The following is a 16,041-nucleotide window of genomic DNA, read 5'->3' on the forward strand; positions in this document are numbered from 1 at the left end:
AATGTATTATCTGATCTGATCAAAAGAGGTGATTACATGAACCATCCTGGTTATACAGTGACCAAAGCTCCGGTTACCAAATCTCACCCTATCCAGTGGCATAACCTGATTCGTGCGCTGTGGATCGGCGGGCTCGCCGTATACATCATTCATTTGAATACAACGGATTCTCTTCATTATTACTTGGCGCCGACGATGCAGCGATTGCTACTCTGCTGCCCTGTTCCCTTTTTGTTCATTGCCGCCATCATGGCCTGGCACGGACTATTCGGTAATAGCCAGCTCCATTGCGACTGTGAGCATCCGCCTCCTTCAGGATGGGGACACAGCTCGCTGATGTATGGATTGATTGCCATTCCATTAGTACTTGGTTTTCTTTTGCCGGATCAGGCACTAGGCAGTTCTATGGCCAGTCAAAAAGGCATGTCCCTAACCTATGGACCTCCGGAAATTCGTCGAAAAGAACCCTTACCTGATACAGTAGAACTGGACATTAAAGATCTATCCAAAAAAACTGCAAATGCTGAATCATCTGTGCCTGCCACGAAAGTACAATTCGTTCCCCCGGATGAGTACAGTCGTGAATTTGCCGAACTGGCAGAGAAGTTATATGCGGAATCAGTCATAAAGGTATATCCTGAAATTTTCTCCGAGACATTAGGTTCGATCGATATGTTCCAACGACAATTTGCAGGCAAGGCTATCAGCCTTACCGGGTTTGTATATCGAGACAAAAGTATGGAGCATGAATCTCATTTTGCATTAGGGCGATTTCTCGTGATGTGCTGCCCAGCAGACGCGGCACCCTTTGGTGTGATGATTCATGTCCCGAATGCAGACAGCTATCCTACAGACAGCTGGGTACAAATCGATGGCACCATTGGTTCTGCTCAAGTGAATGGTGAGGACACCATTGAGATTCGGGCGACGAAGGTAACTCCGGTCGATCAGCCACCTACCCCATACATTTATACCAGTGCAGATTCAGTTGTGACGTATGATGAATTGCAAAATAAATAAGAAAAGCCCCGAAGCTATGGAATGCATAACTTCGGGGCTTTAAATTTTATTCCGGCATCACGTTAACCTTGTATACCTGATATATTATTCAGTTACGATATCATGCACCAATACAGGAGCATCCGCATGATCTGCAATAGTAATGTTCTCTTTGATCTTCGCGATTACGTCTGCTACGTCTTCACGATTCGCATGGATGGTTACGAGTGATTCACCAGCTTTAACCTGGTCACCCACTTTTTTGTTGAGCATCAAGCCCACAGCAAGATCGATCTCGGATTCTTTTGTTGCACGGCCTGCGCCGAGCAGCATTGCTGCAGTTCCGATTTCGTCAGCGACGATACCAGCTACATATCCGTCTTTATCCGCTGGTACTTCAACCAGATATTTCGCTTGTGGCAAGCGATCTGGGTGATCTACAACTGAAGCGTCTCCACCTTGATTTGCTAGGAAGTCCTTGAATTTCTCCAGCGCTTTACCGTTCTGGATCACTTCTTTCAATTTCTCCTCAGCATGCTCCAGGGAGTCTGCTTTACCAGCAAGGAATACCATTTGACGTCCAAGCGCCAGACAGAGTTCTTCCAGATCCTTCGGTCCTTTACCTTGCAGCGTAAGAATGGCTTCTTTCACTTCAAGCGCGTTACCGATAGCGAGGCCCAGTGGTTGGGACATATCGGAAATGACAGCCATTGTTTTACGTCCTACATTGTTACCGATGCTTACCATGGCATGTGCCAGTTCTTTCGCATCTTCTGTTGTCTTCATGAATGCACCAGCACCCGTTTTGACATCTAATACGATCGCATCGGCACCTGCTGCAATTTTCTTACTCATGATGGAGCTTGCGATCAGTGGGATGGAGTTAACGGTAGCTGTAACGTCACGCAATGCATAGAGCTTTTTGTCTGCCGGCGTGAGGTTGCCACTTTGACCGATAACGGCAACTTTATGTTCGTTAACGAGGCGGATGAACTCTTCTTTCTCCAACTCGACGTGGAAACCTGCAACAGATTCCAGTTTGTCTGTTGTACCACCAGTGTGACCCAATCCACGTCCGGACATTTTGGCAACTGGAACATCCAGAGCAGCAACAAGCGGTGCCAGTACCAGCGTTGTAGTATCGCCAACGCCTCCTGTGGAGTGCTTGTCTACCTTTATACCTTCGATTTCGGACAGATCAATGGTCTCGCCCGAATTCACCATGGACATGGTCAAATCTGCGCGTTCCTTATCAGTCATATCCTTGAAGAATACAGCCATCGCCCAAGCGCTGACTTGATAATCAGGGATTTCGCCTTGTGTGTATCCTTGAACAACAAAATCAATCTCAGCTGTTGTCAGTTCTTTTCCGTCGCGTTTCTTAGCAATAATGTCTACCATTCTCATGATGATCTCTCCTTCGTTGTGGGTGATTTGTATAGAACACTTTGTTGTTAGTCCGTTACGGACCCGGATCGTTCTTTCGATCGCTGTTGTCTCCAAATTTCTTTGAATAACCTTTTATAAGGTTGAAATTTGGAGACAAAGGCGAACGCTTCGCTTCTTTAGAATCGATTCCGGGTCCTCCACTACGTGCTTGAAACAAAAGTTTCGATCAAAATCAATTGATATTGATAAATTAAGTGATTTTTACAGCGTAATTGCTGTATCCAGTGCTACGACCATCATGTCGTTGAACGTTTTTTGGCGCTCTTCGGCGGAAGTCTCTTCACCTGTCAGCAAGTGGTCACTTACAGTCAGGATCGTGAGTGCATTTACGCCAAATTTGGCTGCGAGTGTGTACAGTGCAGTTGTTTCCATCTCAACGCCCAGTACGCCGTGCTGCATCAATTTCTCAGTCACGGAACGGTCATCACGATAGAAGGAATCGGAACTGAACACGTTACCTACATGGATTTTCATGCCTTTGGCAGTTGCGCGGTCATAGGCTTCTTTCAGCAGGGAGAACGACGCGATCGGGGAGAAGTCATATCCACCAAATACGAGTTTGTTCATGCTGGAATCGGTACATGAAGCTTGAGCAAGGATAACATCACGAACACGTACATGTTCTTGCATACCTCCGCAAGTTCCGACACGAATCAGGTTTTTTACACCGTATTCACTGATCAGTTCGTTAGCATAGATGCTGAACGATGGAATCCCCATGCCCGAGCCTTGCACCGAGATACGGTGTCCTTGATATGTACCCGTGAATCCGAGCATTCCTCGAACTTCGTTGTAACAAACGACATCTTCAAGGTACGTATCTGCAATAAATTTTGCACGCAATGGATCTCCTGGCAAAAGGATTGTTTCTGCGATATCTCCGGGTTTAGCTCCAATATGTGTACTCATGATTAAATCTCCTCCAGTTATCCATATGATTGAATGAAGGCCAGGAACCGGAACAGCCGAAGCTGTCCCCGTGGTTATCCTGTCCAACTTTATGTTTCAAGAGAATGGCTTTCCCCAAGTTCAGTTAAAGATAAAAATGTTGACTATTTCAAATCCTTCAGGAAGCTTGTGCCATATTCAGGCAGTTTCACTCCGAAGTTCTCAGCTACTGTTGCTCCAACATCCGCAAACGTACTGCGCAGTTCAAGCTTTTTGCCCCCACTGAAGCGTGGAGAATACACAAGCAGTGGCACATACTCACGTGTATGGTCCGTTCCGCGGTAGGTTGGGTCATTACCATGGTCAGCTGTGATGAGCAGCAGATCATCGTCTGTCATTTTGCTGAAGATCTCTGGCAGACGAGCATCATACTCTTCAAGTGCTTGAGCATAACCTTGTGGATCACGACGGTGACCGAACAGGGCATCGAAGTCAACCAGGTTCAGGAAGCTGAGTCCAGTGAACGCCTCATCCATCGTTTCGGACAGTTTGTCCATGCCATCCATGTTGGAGACGGTACGTACAGACTTGGTTACACCTTCGCCATCGTAGATATCTGCGATTTTACCCAAAGCGATCACGTCAAATCCACCATCTTTAAGTTCATTCATCACGGTACGGCCAAAAGGTTTGAGCGCGTAATCATGACGGTTAGCTGTACGCTTCCAGTCACCCGCTTCACCTACAAATGGACGTGCAATAATGCGGCCCAGCATATACGGATCTTCAAGTGTAATTTCACGGCAGAACTCACAGATCTCATACAGTTCCTTCAATGGTACAACGTCCTCATGTGCCGCAATTTGCAAAACCGAATCCGCGGATGTGTATACGATGAGCGCGCCAGTTTCAACATGCTCTGCACCCAGCTCATCCAGAATTTCCGTGCCGCTGGCCGGTTTGTTACCGATCACTTTACGGCCTGTTTTTTCCTCAATGCGCTGAATCAATTCATCCGGAAACCCGTCTGCGAACACACGGAATGGCGTATCAATGTACAGGCCCATCAGTTCCCAGTGACCCGTCATGGTGTCTTTTCCTCTGGATGCTTCCTGCATTTTGGTGTAAAAGGCTTTTGGTGCATCCGCTACAGGCACACCTTCAATGTCCTTAATATTGGACAGGCCAAGACTGGCCATATGCGGCATCTTCAATCCTCCGCGTTCACGTGCAATGTGACCAAAGGTGTCGACATCGAAATCATCGAATTCCGCTGCATCCGGCGCTTCACCAATTCCCACTGAATCCATAACGATCAGATGTACTCTTTTGAATGTTGACATAACTTAAGCACTCCTTCCAATAATCCGGCTTTTACAAGAACAGTCCGGCGATGATCGCAGACAGCACGCTGACAAGCGATGCACCGTAAAGCAGTTTCAGACCGAAGCGGGCCACCACATTACCTTGTTTCTCATGAAGTCCCTTCACCGCACCGGCAATAATACCGATCGAGGAGAAGTTGGCGAACGATACGAGGAAGACGGATACGATACCTGTTGTTCTGGCAGACAATGTAGTCTGTTTGGTCAGATCAAGCATGGCAACGAATTCGTTGGATACCATTTTGGTAGCCATAATACTTCCTGCTTGAATCGCTTCTTTCCACGGAACACCCATAATGAAGGCAAATGGTGCAAACACATAACCAAGCAGTTCCTGGAACGAAATGCCGAGCACTGCACTGAAGATCCCGTTAACCAGTGCAATCAAAGCAACAAAACCGATTAACATTGCTGCTACGACGATGGCAACTTTGAAACCATCCAAAATGTACTCGCCCAACATTTCGAAGAAGGATTGTTTTTCCTCTTCCTGTACTTCCAATATATCTTCTTCCTCGGAAACCTCATAAGGATTCACGATGGAAGCAATGATAAAACCGCCAAACAGATTCAGCACAAGTGCCGTAACCACATATTTCGGATCAATCATGGACATATAGGCACCGACAATCGACATCGATACCGTGGACATCGCCGAGGCACACAAGGTGTACAGCCGATGTTTCGGCAGCAACCCAATTTGTTTTTTCACAGAAATGAACACTTCAGATTGCCCCAATACAGCCGAAGCAACCGCGTTATATGATTCCAGTTTGCCCATTCCGTTGACTTTGCTTAATACCAGACCAATATATTTTATAACAAAAGGTAAGATTCGGATATACTGCAATATCCCAATGAGCGCTGAGATGACGACGATCGGCATCAATACACTGAGGAAAAACGGCGCGCCCCCACTGTCTGCACCAACGGTAGTCAAGCCACCGAATACAAATGAGATACCGTCATTTGCATAGCCAAGCAAACTTTCAAATACAGTCGCGAAACCGCCAATCAAAAACGTCCCGATTTCTGTGTTCAACAATGCGTATCCCAATATAACTTGCAAAACAATCATGATAATTAGTGGACGATATCGGATCTTCTTCTTACCGTTGCTGACCAGATAAGCTAGTCCAAAGACAACAAGTATACCAAGAAGGGCAATTAGGAATTTCATTCTATCTCTCCTTTGAAGGTAGTTAAGCCGGATGATCATTCAGCTCAAAGGTTTCCCATATATGTGATGAATTAACCTTTCAGAAAACGGTTGAAGCGCTTACAATAAATTCGGTTTTTTATGATTCTGTTTTAATTAAAAATATAGAAAATTTGGATCAGCTTTAAAACTTGTTCTCCACATCCATTTATAGATATGAAGAACAAGTTAAACCCTTTTAAAGCATCCAAGCATTCCATCTAGTTGAATTTATCGAGCTAAGTTACTCACGATTTAATAATTAGATGTAGATTGTTCGCCTTGCATGATTTTCACACCGGAACTTGCGCCAATCCGAGTTGCTCCTGCATCGATCATTTTTTGCATGTCTTCCAGACTACGCACGCCGCCGGAAGCTTTAACGCCTACATCTGGACCTACGGTACGACGCATCAAAGCGATGTCTTCTGGTGTTGCTCCACCCGTAGAGAAACCTGTGGACGTTTTGACAAAATCAGCTCCAGCTTTTACTGCTGCCTGACATGCACGTACTTTCTCTTCATCCGTCAACAGACAAGTTTCAATAATGACTTTCACCAAAGCTTTACCCGCTGCTGCTTCAACAACTGCACGGATATCCTGTTCAACAACGTCATCTTTACCATCTTTCAAAGCACTAATGTTGATGACCATATCCACCTCAGTAGCACCTTTAGCAATCGCGTCTTTAGTTTCGAATGCTTTGGTCTCGGAAGTGGAAGCTCCCAGAGGGAAACCAATAACGGTACAAATATCTACGCCAGTACCTTGAAGTTGTTCAGCAGCATAAGCAACCCAGCCTGGGTTAACACATACAGAAGCAAATTGATATTGTTTCGCTTCTTCGGTCAATTTGGCCATTTCACTTTGTGTTGCATCTGCACGAAGCAAGGTATGATCTATCATTTTGGCTAATTGTGGTGTAGTCAATTAAATCTCCCCTTATCTGAACTAGTTATTTTCTATATCCCTACCCTAACATGAACATATGTAAAAATCAATATGAACTTTTGTTCATCATTGAAATCTTAACACATTCCATGGAAACTTCATTAAACAAAAGGCTTCCCTCACCAAGATGAAATCGTACAGTATAGCTTCTGTCTAAGAAAGCAAAACATCCGCCCATGTCGCGTGGCAGATGTTGTCATCCATTGAATTATAATCGGAGCAAAGCCTGAGCTGTGTATTGATCTGTTACCAAAATGTTGGCGTAATGACCTTTGAGCGCAGCATGAATGGCTTCTATTTTACGTTTTCCCCCGGCCACGAGAATCGATTTTTCCTTATTTCGCAGCTCGGCCAGGTCAATTCCGACGGTTCTGTTGTTAATCTCATCACTGATCAAGCGGCCCTCGGCGTCAAAAAAACGTGAACAAATGTCACCTGCACCTGAATGCATCAGCAATTGCTGTTCTTCATCATTAAAGTACCCTAGTCTGAACAAAAGTGCATCTTCCTTCACTGTACCTACGGTAAACATGGCAATATTCGCCTGTCGGCCAAGTTCCACGATCCTGCCAATATGTCGGTCTGCTTCTACCATTTTTTTGACTTCGATGTTGTCGAAGATCACGGGCAAAGGCAAATATCGGGGAACCGTATGGAAAGCTTCCGCAAATAAATGAACAATTTCTGCCGCATACGTATTCACGTGGGAATGACTTACGCCTCCCTTAAGTTGAACCACTTCCACGCCTTTGACTTGCTTGGGACGAAGCTGACGGGCTACGGCGTTCATGGTTGTCCCCCAGGTTACCCCAATAATGTCCGCATCTTGCACCGTATCTTGTAAGTAATCTGCTGCTCTTTTGCTAATATGTTTCAAAATTTCTTCATCACTCTTCAACGGGGCAAAACATACAAGCGCAGTATCCAGATTATACTTGGCCTTGAGTTCCCCGGCGATAATGTCGATATCCTCCAGCGGGTCCATAATTTCAATGCGAACGTAACCGCGATCTTTCGCATACTGAAGTAACCGAGATACCGTTGGACGTGACACGCCCAGCCTGACCGCAATATCCTGCTGGCTGTAATCCGACTGATAATACAATTTCGCTGCTTCAATGCTTAATCGTTGCTTCTCCAGATCCATTCCCATATGCGCTCATCTCACTCATTCCTATTATCGTTCGATTCACCTTACACCATTGTATTATACATGATTGAGTACCAGGTCACTATCCAGGTATAAAACGTTATAAACGATGCATACTACATCGGTCGCTTATTAATGTGGGCCCTTTTTGGCAAAAAACATCATAGAGAGGAAGAACCGTATGTCTACATTATTGTATATTACTGCCCATCCTCATGATCATGAAACTTCCTTCAGCATGGCTGCAGGTAAAGCGTTTGTGGATGCATATCGTGAAAGCCATTCCTCGGATGAGGTTATTCATCTGGATTTGTATCGCTCGGATATTCCTCATATTGATGCAGATGTATTCAGTGGTTGGGGGAAACTTCAATCCGGCAGCGAATTGACTTCTGAAGAAAAGGCTAAGGTTCAACGTTTGAATGAATTATCGGATCAATTCGCCTCTGCTGACAAATATGTTTTTGTGACACCGATGTGGAACTTCTCTTTTCCTCCAATTATGAAGGCTTATATCGACTCCATCTGCGTGGCTGGTAAAACGTTCCGTTATACGGAACAAGGCCCGGTTGGATTGCTTTCCAACAAAAAGGCACTGCATATTCAGGCTCGTGGCGGCATTTATTCCGAAGGGCCTGCGGCTCAGATGGAATCTGGTCATCGTTACCTGAGCATTATCATGTCTTTCCTGGGTGTTCCGAAGCTTGAAGGCATTTTTGTGGAAGGACATAACCAATATAAGGAACGGGCAGATGAGATCAAACAGCAAGCCATTGAAGAGGCACGTACACTCGCTAAACAGTTTTAACCCTTACTAAACAAATACAGCAACAAACACAAAACCCGCATGCCAACCCATGAATTATTAATTCCATAGGGCGGCATGCGGGTTTTTATTATTTTATAATAAACGTTAGAGCTTTATTGATGTCCAGCGCTGGCACGGCTCATGGTTTCAAGTTTGCGAGTAATGGCATGGCGGTCCACTTTCAGTCCCCAAATGGCTTCAATAATCTGTTCTTTCTCTTCGGGACCCTCGGCATTTTTTAGTTGCATTAACAGATCATGCATCTGTTCGTTAATACCTTCAAATTGACTCCAAAGATCCTGTCTAACCTCGGTTGAATCCAGATGATGATTAGCATCCACTTCTTCTTTCAATGCTTGCAGAATGGCCTCTTTCCACTCCTCATCACCTAGCTGTTTCGCTATGTTCAGGAGATCCAGATAATCGTCAACAAGAAGTGAGTTCAGTTCAGCATGTGTTTTCATCGTTTATTGCATCCCCTTTGCATCTATTTACCCAGTATTATACTCGGTATTTCGGGATATGCAATACTTGTCGAAAAAAGTTAGTTATTGTATTAGGGACTATTGGGTGATTATGGGTCAAAATGAGTGCTTCTTATTACCGAACTTTCGATCTATGTTTAGCTAAAAAGTAAGCTTATGTTCTTGTACCCTTTCTATAAGCAACCGACACAATATAAAGCCGATTACCACATACAGACCAATCATGCTCACAATGCCAATCCAACCCAGATGGCTGTAAAGTAGTCCCCCTCCAGTTCCGCTGACACTTGATCCCACGTAGTAGAAAAACAAATACAAGGCATTGGCCTGGGATTTATGCTGATCCGCCACGAGTCCAACCCAGCTGCTGGCGATGGAATGTCCGCCAAAGAAACCAAAGGCAAACAGGGCAAGTCCAATTATTTTGACCCAAAGTTCGGGGTGAATGGTACAGACTGCACCGGCCAGTATAATACCTAGCGCGATTCCAAGGACATTCGATCTTCCATACCGATCTGCAAGCCTGCCCATCCAGGTACTGCTCAACGTACCCATAAGGTACACGACAAAAAGGCTACCGACGATGGACTGGCTAAGATGATAAGGTTCTCCTGTCAATTCAAATCCAATGTAGTTGAATAACGTCACGAAGCCCCCCATCAGAAGAAATCCCAATCCATATAGGCAAAGTAGACGTGGATTCCGACACTGTGACCACAAAAGCGGAATGATCTTTTTGAATCCAGGAGTCGCTTTGACAAAATGGCGGGATGGCGGGATGACAAGCCAGAAAATAACAGCCGCACATAGGCCAAGAATACCGATAAAACCAATTGCAGCACGCCAACTGAACCAGTCTGTGATCACGCCGCTGATAAAACGACCAGCCATACCCCCGATCGAATTTCCGCTGATATAGAGGCCCATGGCATACCCTAGACTGGTAGGCTCAATCTCTTCAGACAGATATGTCATGGCTGTCGCGGGCAGCCCGGCAAGTGCAACTCCCTGGAGAATTCGAAGTAGAAGCAACTCGGTAAATCCAGGGCTAAACGCGCTAATCATAGCAATAATAGATGAAACAACTAAAGCTGCTGTCATAATAAATCGTCTTCCCAATGAATCAGATAAGGAACCGATAAACAACATGGTCAGTGCCATGGCAATCGTCGTAACTGAGAGGGTAAGACTGGAATGTGCAGGCGAGATCGCAAATGCCTCGCTAATCTCGGGCATCAGGGGCTGGAGGCTGTAAAGTAACGCAAAAGTTACAAAACCTCCGGCAAACAGCGCAAGGCTAATGTTACGAAACGTCTTAGTTCCCTGCTGAATCATGATATTCCAACTTTCTCGGTAGGAAAGCTCCATGATCGGCTGCTGACTGATCGCTTGGCTGAAGCCTTCCATTAATCGTTATTTGATGAACAGTTTACGCTCCATATGAGTCAAAAACTCATATCCATCTGGAGTTACAACAACCGTGTCCTCGATTTGGAAGCCACCAGCGCCGAGCTCATAATAAGGTACCTCTACACACAGCACCATGCCGGGCTCCAGTATGCGCTGGTCGCCGGAAGAGAGGGTCATGTCGTCATACAGTTCCAAGCCAATGGCATGACCAACATGCTGACGTCGGTAATGCGGAATTCCCTCACGTTGCACGCGAGACACAGCCGCATGAAAGACGTCGGAAGCCTTGACGCCAGGGCGTACGGTTTCAAGTGCCGTCTCCCATCCACTTTTTACTGCATTAAAATGTTTTTTCATCCAGGGAGTTGGCTCTCCTGCCACAACGGTACGCCCTGTATCTCCCCAGTATCCTTCCAGTTGCAAGCACAGATCAAAGCGGATCTGATCGCCTGACTCGATGGTATGAAAATAATTTTCGATGAGCGGCAGCGCACTGCGCGGACCCGCTCCTACCGCAGTCATTGCAGGAGTCCCACCTGCTTTCATCACAGATAGCCGATAATGGTCGGCAAGCTGCTTCTCATGAACACCGGCTGCGATCAGATCAATCAGCTCTTGCTCAATCCGTTCATTGACTTGGGCAGCCTGTCGGAGCTGCTCGATTTCGAAAGGCGTCTTAACCAAGCGGATTTGGCGAAATAGCTTGTACGCGTGAACAACTGCTCCTTGAGGCGCATCCTCCGTGATCCGTGCCAAAAGTTCAGGAGCGATTCGCATCTCATCGATTCCAATCGGTTGATTCTCGATGTCGAGTTGTTTCAGTGCAGCTTTAAGCGCTTCTATCGGCCCTGGATGAATGACTGTCGTTTGTAGCAGAGAGTAGAACAGATCAATGTCATCCGTAGAAGGTTTGCCTTCGATCGAGCCTTCCACGAAGAAGTCACTGTAGGCAAATATATCTACTCCAGTGATACCGAATTGGGCCACAACGCCCAAACGATTCGTCGGAATGACGATACATGGCCGAGCGGATCGGTCGGCAGGTAGAATGGCGTAAATCTGCATTGTCCAGTTGCTTGCGCGTAGCTGGGAGCCGATGACATAGTGAATATTTTCCGGAGTTGTTGCGATCAAGGCACGAAGTCCCTGAGTTTTCATTACGTCCTCCGCCCGGTCCCGGTTGAGACCCGAGCTGTGGGATATATGATTTGAATTGTTCATGATTCAGACCTCCTTTTGTTTTTCCTGCCCCCAAACAAACTCTCAAGTCCAGGTACTGAGCGCAGTACCAGCTTGATGATCATGAACAAGGCCAGTGCAAAAGCGATAAGTACGACAGATACAACAGCGATCGTCGGGTCCTGCCACTTTTCCATATAAAGAAACAGTTGTATTGGCAGGGTGTAGCTGTCCTGACGAAGCAGCAGTAGTGCAGCCTCTACCTGATCAAAAGTGAAGACAAATGCGATTGACCCTGAAAGGAGCAGAGATAGTCTAAGCTGTGGCAATGTGATTGTAAAAAAGATACGCAGTGGCCCTGCTCCAAGGTCTGCTGCCGCCTCTCGGTGTGCGGGCTGCAGGTTGGCCAATGCACTGCCTACAAGCGTTAGCACGAATGGAAGCACGATGACCGCTTCACCCAAAATAAGAGCGAACAATCCGCCTGCAATATGCATTTTGGAGAACAAAATTAGATACGCAATACCAAGCGTAATTTTCGGCATAACCATTGGGGATACAAAAAAGGCTCTTAAGATGCCAGCACCCGGGAAAGGGTAATGTACGATAGCCAGCGCCGCAAGTGTTCCGGTAATCAGCGCCAGCAATACCGCTCCAGTGGAGGCAATCAGACTGTTCTTGAATGCAACGAGAAATTGAGTCTGCTCTCCCAGATTCGCATACCACTTCAGGGTAAGACCTTCCGGCGGGAATTTACTGGCCGATCCGGAACCTACTGATGTCAATAGGATCATGAACAGTGGCAACAGCAAATAAACTGCTACAGCCCCTGCAAATATATAGAGCAGCAATTTAGTGAACCTTTTCGACTTAACCATAAGCCTGCTCTCCCTTCCTGGAACGACGGAACATCAGCATTTCGGCTCCTTTATTGACCAAAAGTGAAACGATGATGGAAGAAACGAGCAAGAATATACTTGCTACCGCAGCCATCGGCCAGTTGGTATCCAGTGTTCGCTGATAAATAAATACCGGCAGTGTCATGACTCTGCCTCCGCCAATCAGTTGGGGCGTTGTAAAGGCCGTGAGGCATAGCGTGAATACAATCTGTACCCCGCTAGCAATACCTCTCGCTGATAAAGGCAGGGTAATCGTGAGGAATGTCCGCCAGCTTCCTGCTCCCAGATCCTGTGCAGCCGCTTTTAGCGAAGCGTCACTTTGCGACAATACATTCAGGATCGGAAAGACCATGAACGGCAGAAAAATATGAACAAGAGCGACAACCACACCAGTCTCGTTATATATCATACTGAAGCCTTCATCCGTGATTCCCAGCCGTATGAACAGCCAGTTCATGAACCCCTGTTTGGATAGCAGCAGCTGCCAGCCATAGGATCGAACAACCGCGCTGACCAGCAGCGGAAGAAACGTAAGCAGCAGCAACAATTGCTTCATGCCCGGTTTCTTCAGGCCGGCAATACAATAAGCTAGCGGGTATGCAAGCAGCAGGCTCCATAGCGTGACCTTGAAGGCAACGCGAAATGTGGTGCCTATCAGCTTCCAATAGTACGGATCGGACAGAAAAGCATGATAGGCATCCCACTCCCAGCCCCGGATGAGCTTGCCATTTTCATAGATATCAAAGCTGTACCTGCCAAAGATGAGCAGACCACCCAGATACACGATGCCCATCAGGGTCAGAGCGGGTAGCAGAAGAAGCAACTGGGTAATCCACCGGCGGTTTTTGGATGAATACAGATTCACGATCCGATCCGTAACCCGATTCATATCCCTTCCTCCTGTACCGGATTAAGCAGCAAAGGTTCGGATAACAAGAGCGCGTCCTCCGGATCAAAGCCAATCTGGATTGGCTCCCCCGGGCTAAAACGTGAGGCTCCTCGCTGATGCAGTACACTGGCCTGAACCAGAAACCCCTCAGCAATCTGGATCGTGTAACGAATATTTGCCCCGCCATACACTGCTTCTATGACACGTCCATCCAGCTTGTTCAGGCAAGGGTTCGCATCCTCTCCAAGTCGAATATATTCGTTGCGAATGGACAACGAGTGCCGGTCACCTATTAGGGCAACCGGGGTGTTCTCATTTGTCTTCACCAGCAGCGAATACCCGAAGCATTCAACCCGGATTCCATTCGTATCCTGTCCAAGCACCGTTGTTGCCAGAAGATTGGTATCGCCGATGAACTTGGCCACGAAGCTGTCTGCCGGTCTTTCATAGATTTCATCAGGCGTAGCATATTGCAGCAGCTTGCCAGCGCGCATGACGCCGATCCGATCTGACATGTTCATGGCTTCATTCTGATCATGCGTTACAAAGATGAACGTACCGCCGAACTCTCGTTGTATGCGTTTCAGTTCGCGCTGCATATCCAGACGCAGCTGCATATCCAGTGCGGAAAGTGGCTCATCGAGCAGCAAAACTTCGGGTCTGTTGATTAACGCGCGAGCAATGGCTACGCGTTGAGCCTGCCCCCCGGATAACTGGGAAACAGCTCGTCTGCCATAATCTCCGAGCTGTACCAGCTCAAGCATTTCGTGTACCTGCTTCCTGATATCGGCTTTCGGTAACTTCTTCACCTTGAGCCCATAGGCGATGTTGTTGAATACGTCCATATGTGGGAATAGCGCAAGCTGCTGAAAAATCATGTTGCTGTTGCGTCCGTAGGCCGGGATGCCGGTTACATCCCGACCTCCCAGCATAATGAACCCCTGATCCGGCTGCTCAAGTCCGCCAAGCATCCGCAGCAGTGTTGTTTTGCCACAGCCACTCGGACCTAACAGGGAAACGAATTCTCCCTTCTTCACCTGTAGTGACACATGGTTAACCGCTGCTCGCTCTCCGTAGGTCTTTGTGACTTCTCTTGTTTCAATGGAAATGAGTTCTTGTTCACTGCTCATCTCTGTTTCCCTCCCGTCCATAACGGGTTCGAAATAGAACCCGTTATCGTGGTTTGTCTGAAAACCATCATTTATTGAAGTTTGGTTTTGACGAGTCGGTCCCATAGCTCCTTCCAGGAAGAGCTGTTTTGAGCAAGAACATCCCAGTCAGGACTAATCCCGTTGCTCTGTGTTTCCACGGAGAAGGAAGGATCGTCCTTGTATTTGTCCGGAACGGCAGCAGTCGTGCTGGTTACCGGTGTACCTGTTGCTTCTGCATATTGTGACAGCGCCTCTGCGCTCAGCAGCTCGTTGATAATTTCGTTGGCTACACGTGTCTGCTCAGGTGTTGACCCCTTCACAACCTGAAGTGTGTACGGGAAGGAAATGGCTCCTTCGCTCGGATACGCTACAGCGAGTGGAGAACCGCCGTCAATCCATGTCTGTGCAACCTGTGCACTGAAAGGAGCAATCAGAGCATCTCCCGACTCCAGAAGAGCCTTCAACTGGTCATTGGATGTAACCAATGTGCCGATCTGGTCACTGTGATCTGCCCAGAACTGGAATGCTGGCTCCGGATTCTCATACGATGCGCCAAGCTCCTGTCCTTTGACTGCAAGAAGTGGAGAGATATAGGAATAGAACATGTAGTCCCAAAGTGCCGTTTTCCCTTTGAATTCCTCGTTATCCCACAGATCATTCCAGCTTGTTGGCGGTGTTTTTACAAGGTCTTTGTTATAGACAAGCGCGAAGCTCGAAACTCCCCACACGACACCCTTGTTGTCAGGCTTGTGGAATTGCTCGGGGATATCCTTGATATTGGTCACGATGCTTGTATCCAGTGGCTCCCACATATCATCGTTCAAGCCTTTTGCCGTCGCATCTGCGTTGAAGTAACCAAAGTTGACAACTGGATTGTTGGGATCAGCCTGCTTGCCAGCGACCATTTTCGGATACATGACTGCATTGGATGATTCTTCAAAAGTAACTTCAACATTTGGATGCTCTTTGACGTAATTTGCAACGACTTCTTTTGGAACGACATCCTGATTGGAGCCAGCCCAGATAAACATGGTCAGTTTAACCTTGTCTCCGCTTCCTCCAGAAGAATCGGATCCTCCTGCTGTATTGCTGGAGCTACTTGCTCCACCGCATGCAGAGAGAACCAGTGTACCCGCCAGTGTCAGTGAGGCGAGACTGAGAAAGCGTTTCTTGTTTGATTTAAACATGAGAATTTCCCCC

Annotated in this window: 15 protein-coding genes; 2 read left to right on the forward strand and 13 right to left on the reverse strand. The window is 46.9% G+C overall.

From position 1 onward, the window contains the following. Nucleotides 1-36 precede the first annotated feature (36 nt). Nucleotides 37-1,020 carry a TIGR03943 family putative permease subunit gene (locus A6049_RS06745; protein ID WP_095205994.1) on the forward strand — a complete coding sequence of 328 codons (984 nt, stop codon included), beginning with the start codon at nt 37-39 and terminating at the stop codon, nt 1,018-1,020. A gap of 84 nt (nt 1,021-1,104) precedes the next feature. Here the strand turns inward: A6049_RS06745 and A6049_RS06750 are convergent, their stop codons facing one another. The 6 genes from A6049_RS06750 to A6049_RS06775 form a co-directional block, all read right to left on the reverse strand. Further along, nucleotides 1,105-2,406 (reverse strand): pyrimidine-nucleoside phosphorylase, encoded by a 1,302-nt coding sequence (locus A6049_RS06750; protein WP_063563893.1) that lies wholly within the window; start codon nt 2,404-2,406, stop codon nt 1,105-1,107. A gap of 243 nt (nt 2,407-2,649) precedes the next feature. Beyond that, nucleotides 2,650-3,357: a purine-nucleoside phosphorylase gene (gene deoD / locus A6049_RS06755; protein WP_063563894.1), complete on the reverse strand. Its 708-nt coding sequence runs from the start codon at nt 3,355-3,357 to the stop codon at nt 2,650-2,652. Between the two features lie 143 nt (nt 3,358-3,500). Beyond that, complete coding sequence (gene deoB / locus A6049_RS06760) at nt 3,501-4,679, reverse strand: phosphopentomutase (protein ID WP_063563895.1); 1,179 nt, start codon at nt 4,677-4,679, stop codon at nt 3,501-3,503. A 31-nt stretch (nt 4,680-4,710) separates the two neighbouring features. Next, the gene (locus A6049_RS06765; RefSeq protein ID WP_053780590.1) at nt 4,711-5,901 is read right to left on the reverse strand and encodes a NupC/NupG family nucleoside CNT transporter; all 1,191 of its coding nucleotides are present in this window, start codon (nt 5,899-5,901) and stop codon (nt 4,711-4,713) included. Between the two features lie 273 nt (nt 5,902-6,174). After that, complete coding sequence (deoC, locus tag A6049_RS06770; RefSeq protein WP_063563980.1) at nt 6,175-6,825, reverse strand: deoxyribose-phosphate aldolase; 651 nt, start codon at nt 6,823-6,825, stop codon at nt 6,175-6,177. Between the two features lie 253 nt (nt 6,826-7,078). Then, nucleotides 7,079-8,017, reverse strand: coding sequence for a sugar-binding transcriptional regulator (locus tag A6049_RS06775; protein ID WP_063563981.1), 939 nt, complete (start codon nt 8,015-8,017; stop codon nt 7,079-7,081). 184 nt (nt 8,018-8,201) lie between these two features. On the opposite strand from A6049_RS06775, the gene A6049_RS06780 reads away from it, so the two are divergent. Further along, nucleotides 8,202-8,828 carry an FMN-dependent NADH-azoreductase gene (locus A6049_RS06780; protein WP_063563896.1) on the forward strand — a complete coding sequence of 209 codons (627 nt, stop codon included), beginning with the start codon at nt 8,202-8,204 and terminating at the stop codon, nt 8,826-8,828. 113 nt (nt 8,829-8,941) lie between these two features. Here A6049_RS06780 and A6049_RS06785 read toward each other — a convergent pair whose 3' ends face one another. The 7 genes from A6049_RS06785 to A6049_RS06815 form a co-directional block, all read right to left on the reverse strand. Then, the gene (locus A6049_RS06785) at nt 8,942-9,292 is read right to left on the reverse strand and encodes a hypothetical protein (protein WP_063563897.1); all 351 of its coding nucleotides are present in this window, start codon (nt 9,290-9,292) and stop codon (nt 8,942-8,944) included. A gap of 162 nt (nt 9,293-9,454) precedes the next feature. Continuing rightward, the gene (locus tag A6049_RS06790; RefSeq protein WP_063563982.1) at nt 9,455-10,648 is read right to left on the reverse strand and encodes an MFS transporter; all 1,194 of its coding nucleotides are present in this window, start codon (nt 10,646-10,648) and stop codon (nt 9,455-9,457) included. Nucleotides 10,649-10,726: 78 nt separating this feature from the next. After that, a complete protein-coding gene (locus A6049_RS06795; protein ID WP_063563898.1) occupies nt 10,727-11,944 on the reverse strand; it encodes a M24 family metallopeptidase in 1,218 nt (405 codons plus the stop codon). Beyond that, nucleotides 11,941-12,780, reverse strand: coding sequence for an ABC transporter permease (locus tag A6049_RS06800; RefSeq protein ID WP_063563899.1), 840 nt, complete (start codon nt 12,778-12,780; stop codon nt 11,941-11,943). Before A6049_RS06800 ends, A6049_RS06795 begins: the two co-directional genes overlap by 4 nt. Beyond that, entirely contained in the window at nt 12,773-13,690 is a 918-nt protein-coding gene (locus A6049_RS06805) for an ABC transporter permease (protein ID WP_063563900.1), read from the reverse strand. The genes A6049_RS06800 and A6049_RS06805 overlap by 8 nt, the downstream gene beginning before the upstream one ends. Continuing rightward, nucleotides 13,687-14,820, reverse strand: coding sequence for an ABC transporter ATP-binding protein (locus tag A6049_RS06810; protein WP_095205995.1), 1,134 nt, complete (start codon nt 14,818-14,820; stop codon nt 13,687-13,689). The genes A6049_RS06805 and A6049_RS06810 overlap by 4 nt, the downstream gene beginning before the upstream one ends. Before the next feature lie 71 nt (nt 14,821-14,891). Continuing rightward, nucleotides 14,892-16,028, reverse strand: coding sequence for an ABC transporter substrate-binding protein (locus A6049_RS06815; RefSeq protein ID WP_063563901.1), 1,137 nt, complete (start codon nt 16,026-16,028; stop codon nt 14,892-14,894). Between the last annotated feature and the right edge of the window lie 13 nt (nt 16,029-16,041).

The sequence above is a fragment of the Paenibacillus sp. O199 genome (genome assembly GCF_001636635.1).
Classification (GTDB): domain Bacteria; phylum Bacillota; class Bacilli; order Paenibacillales; family Paenibacillaceae; genus Paenibacillus; species Paenibacillus marchantiae.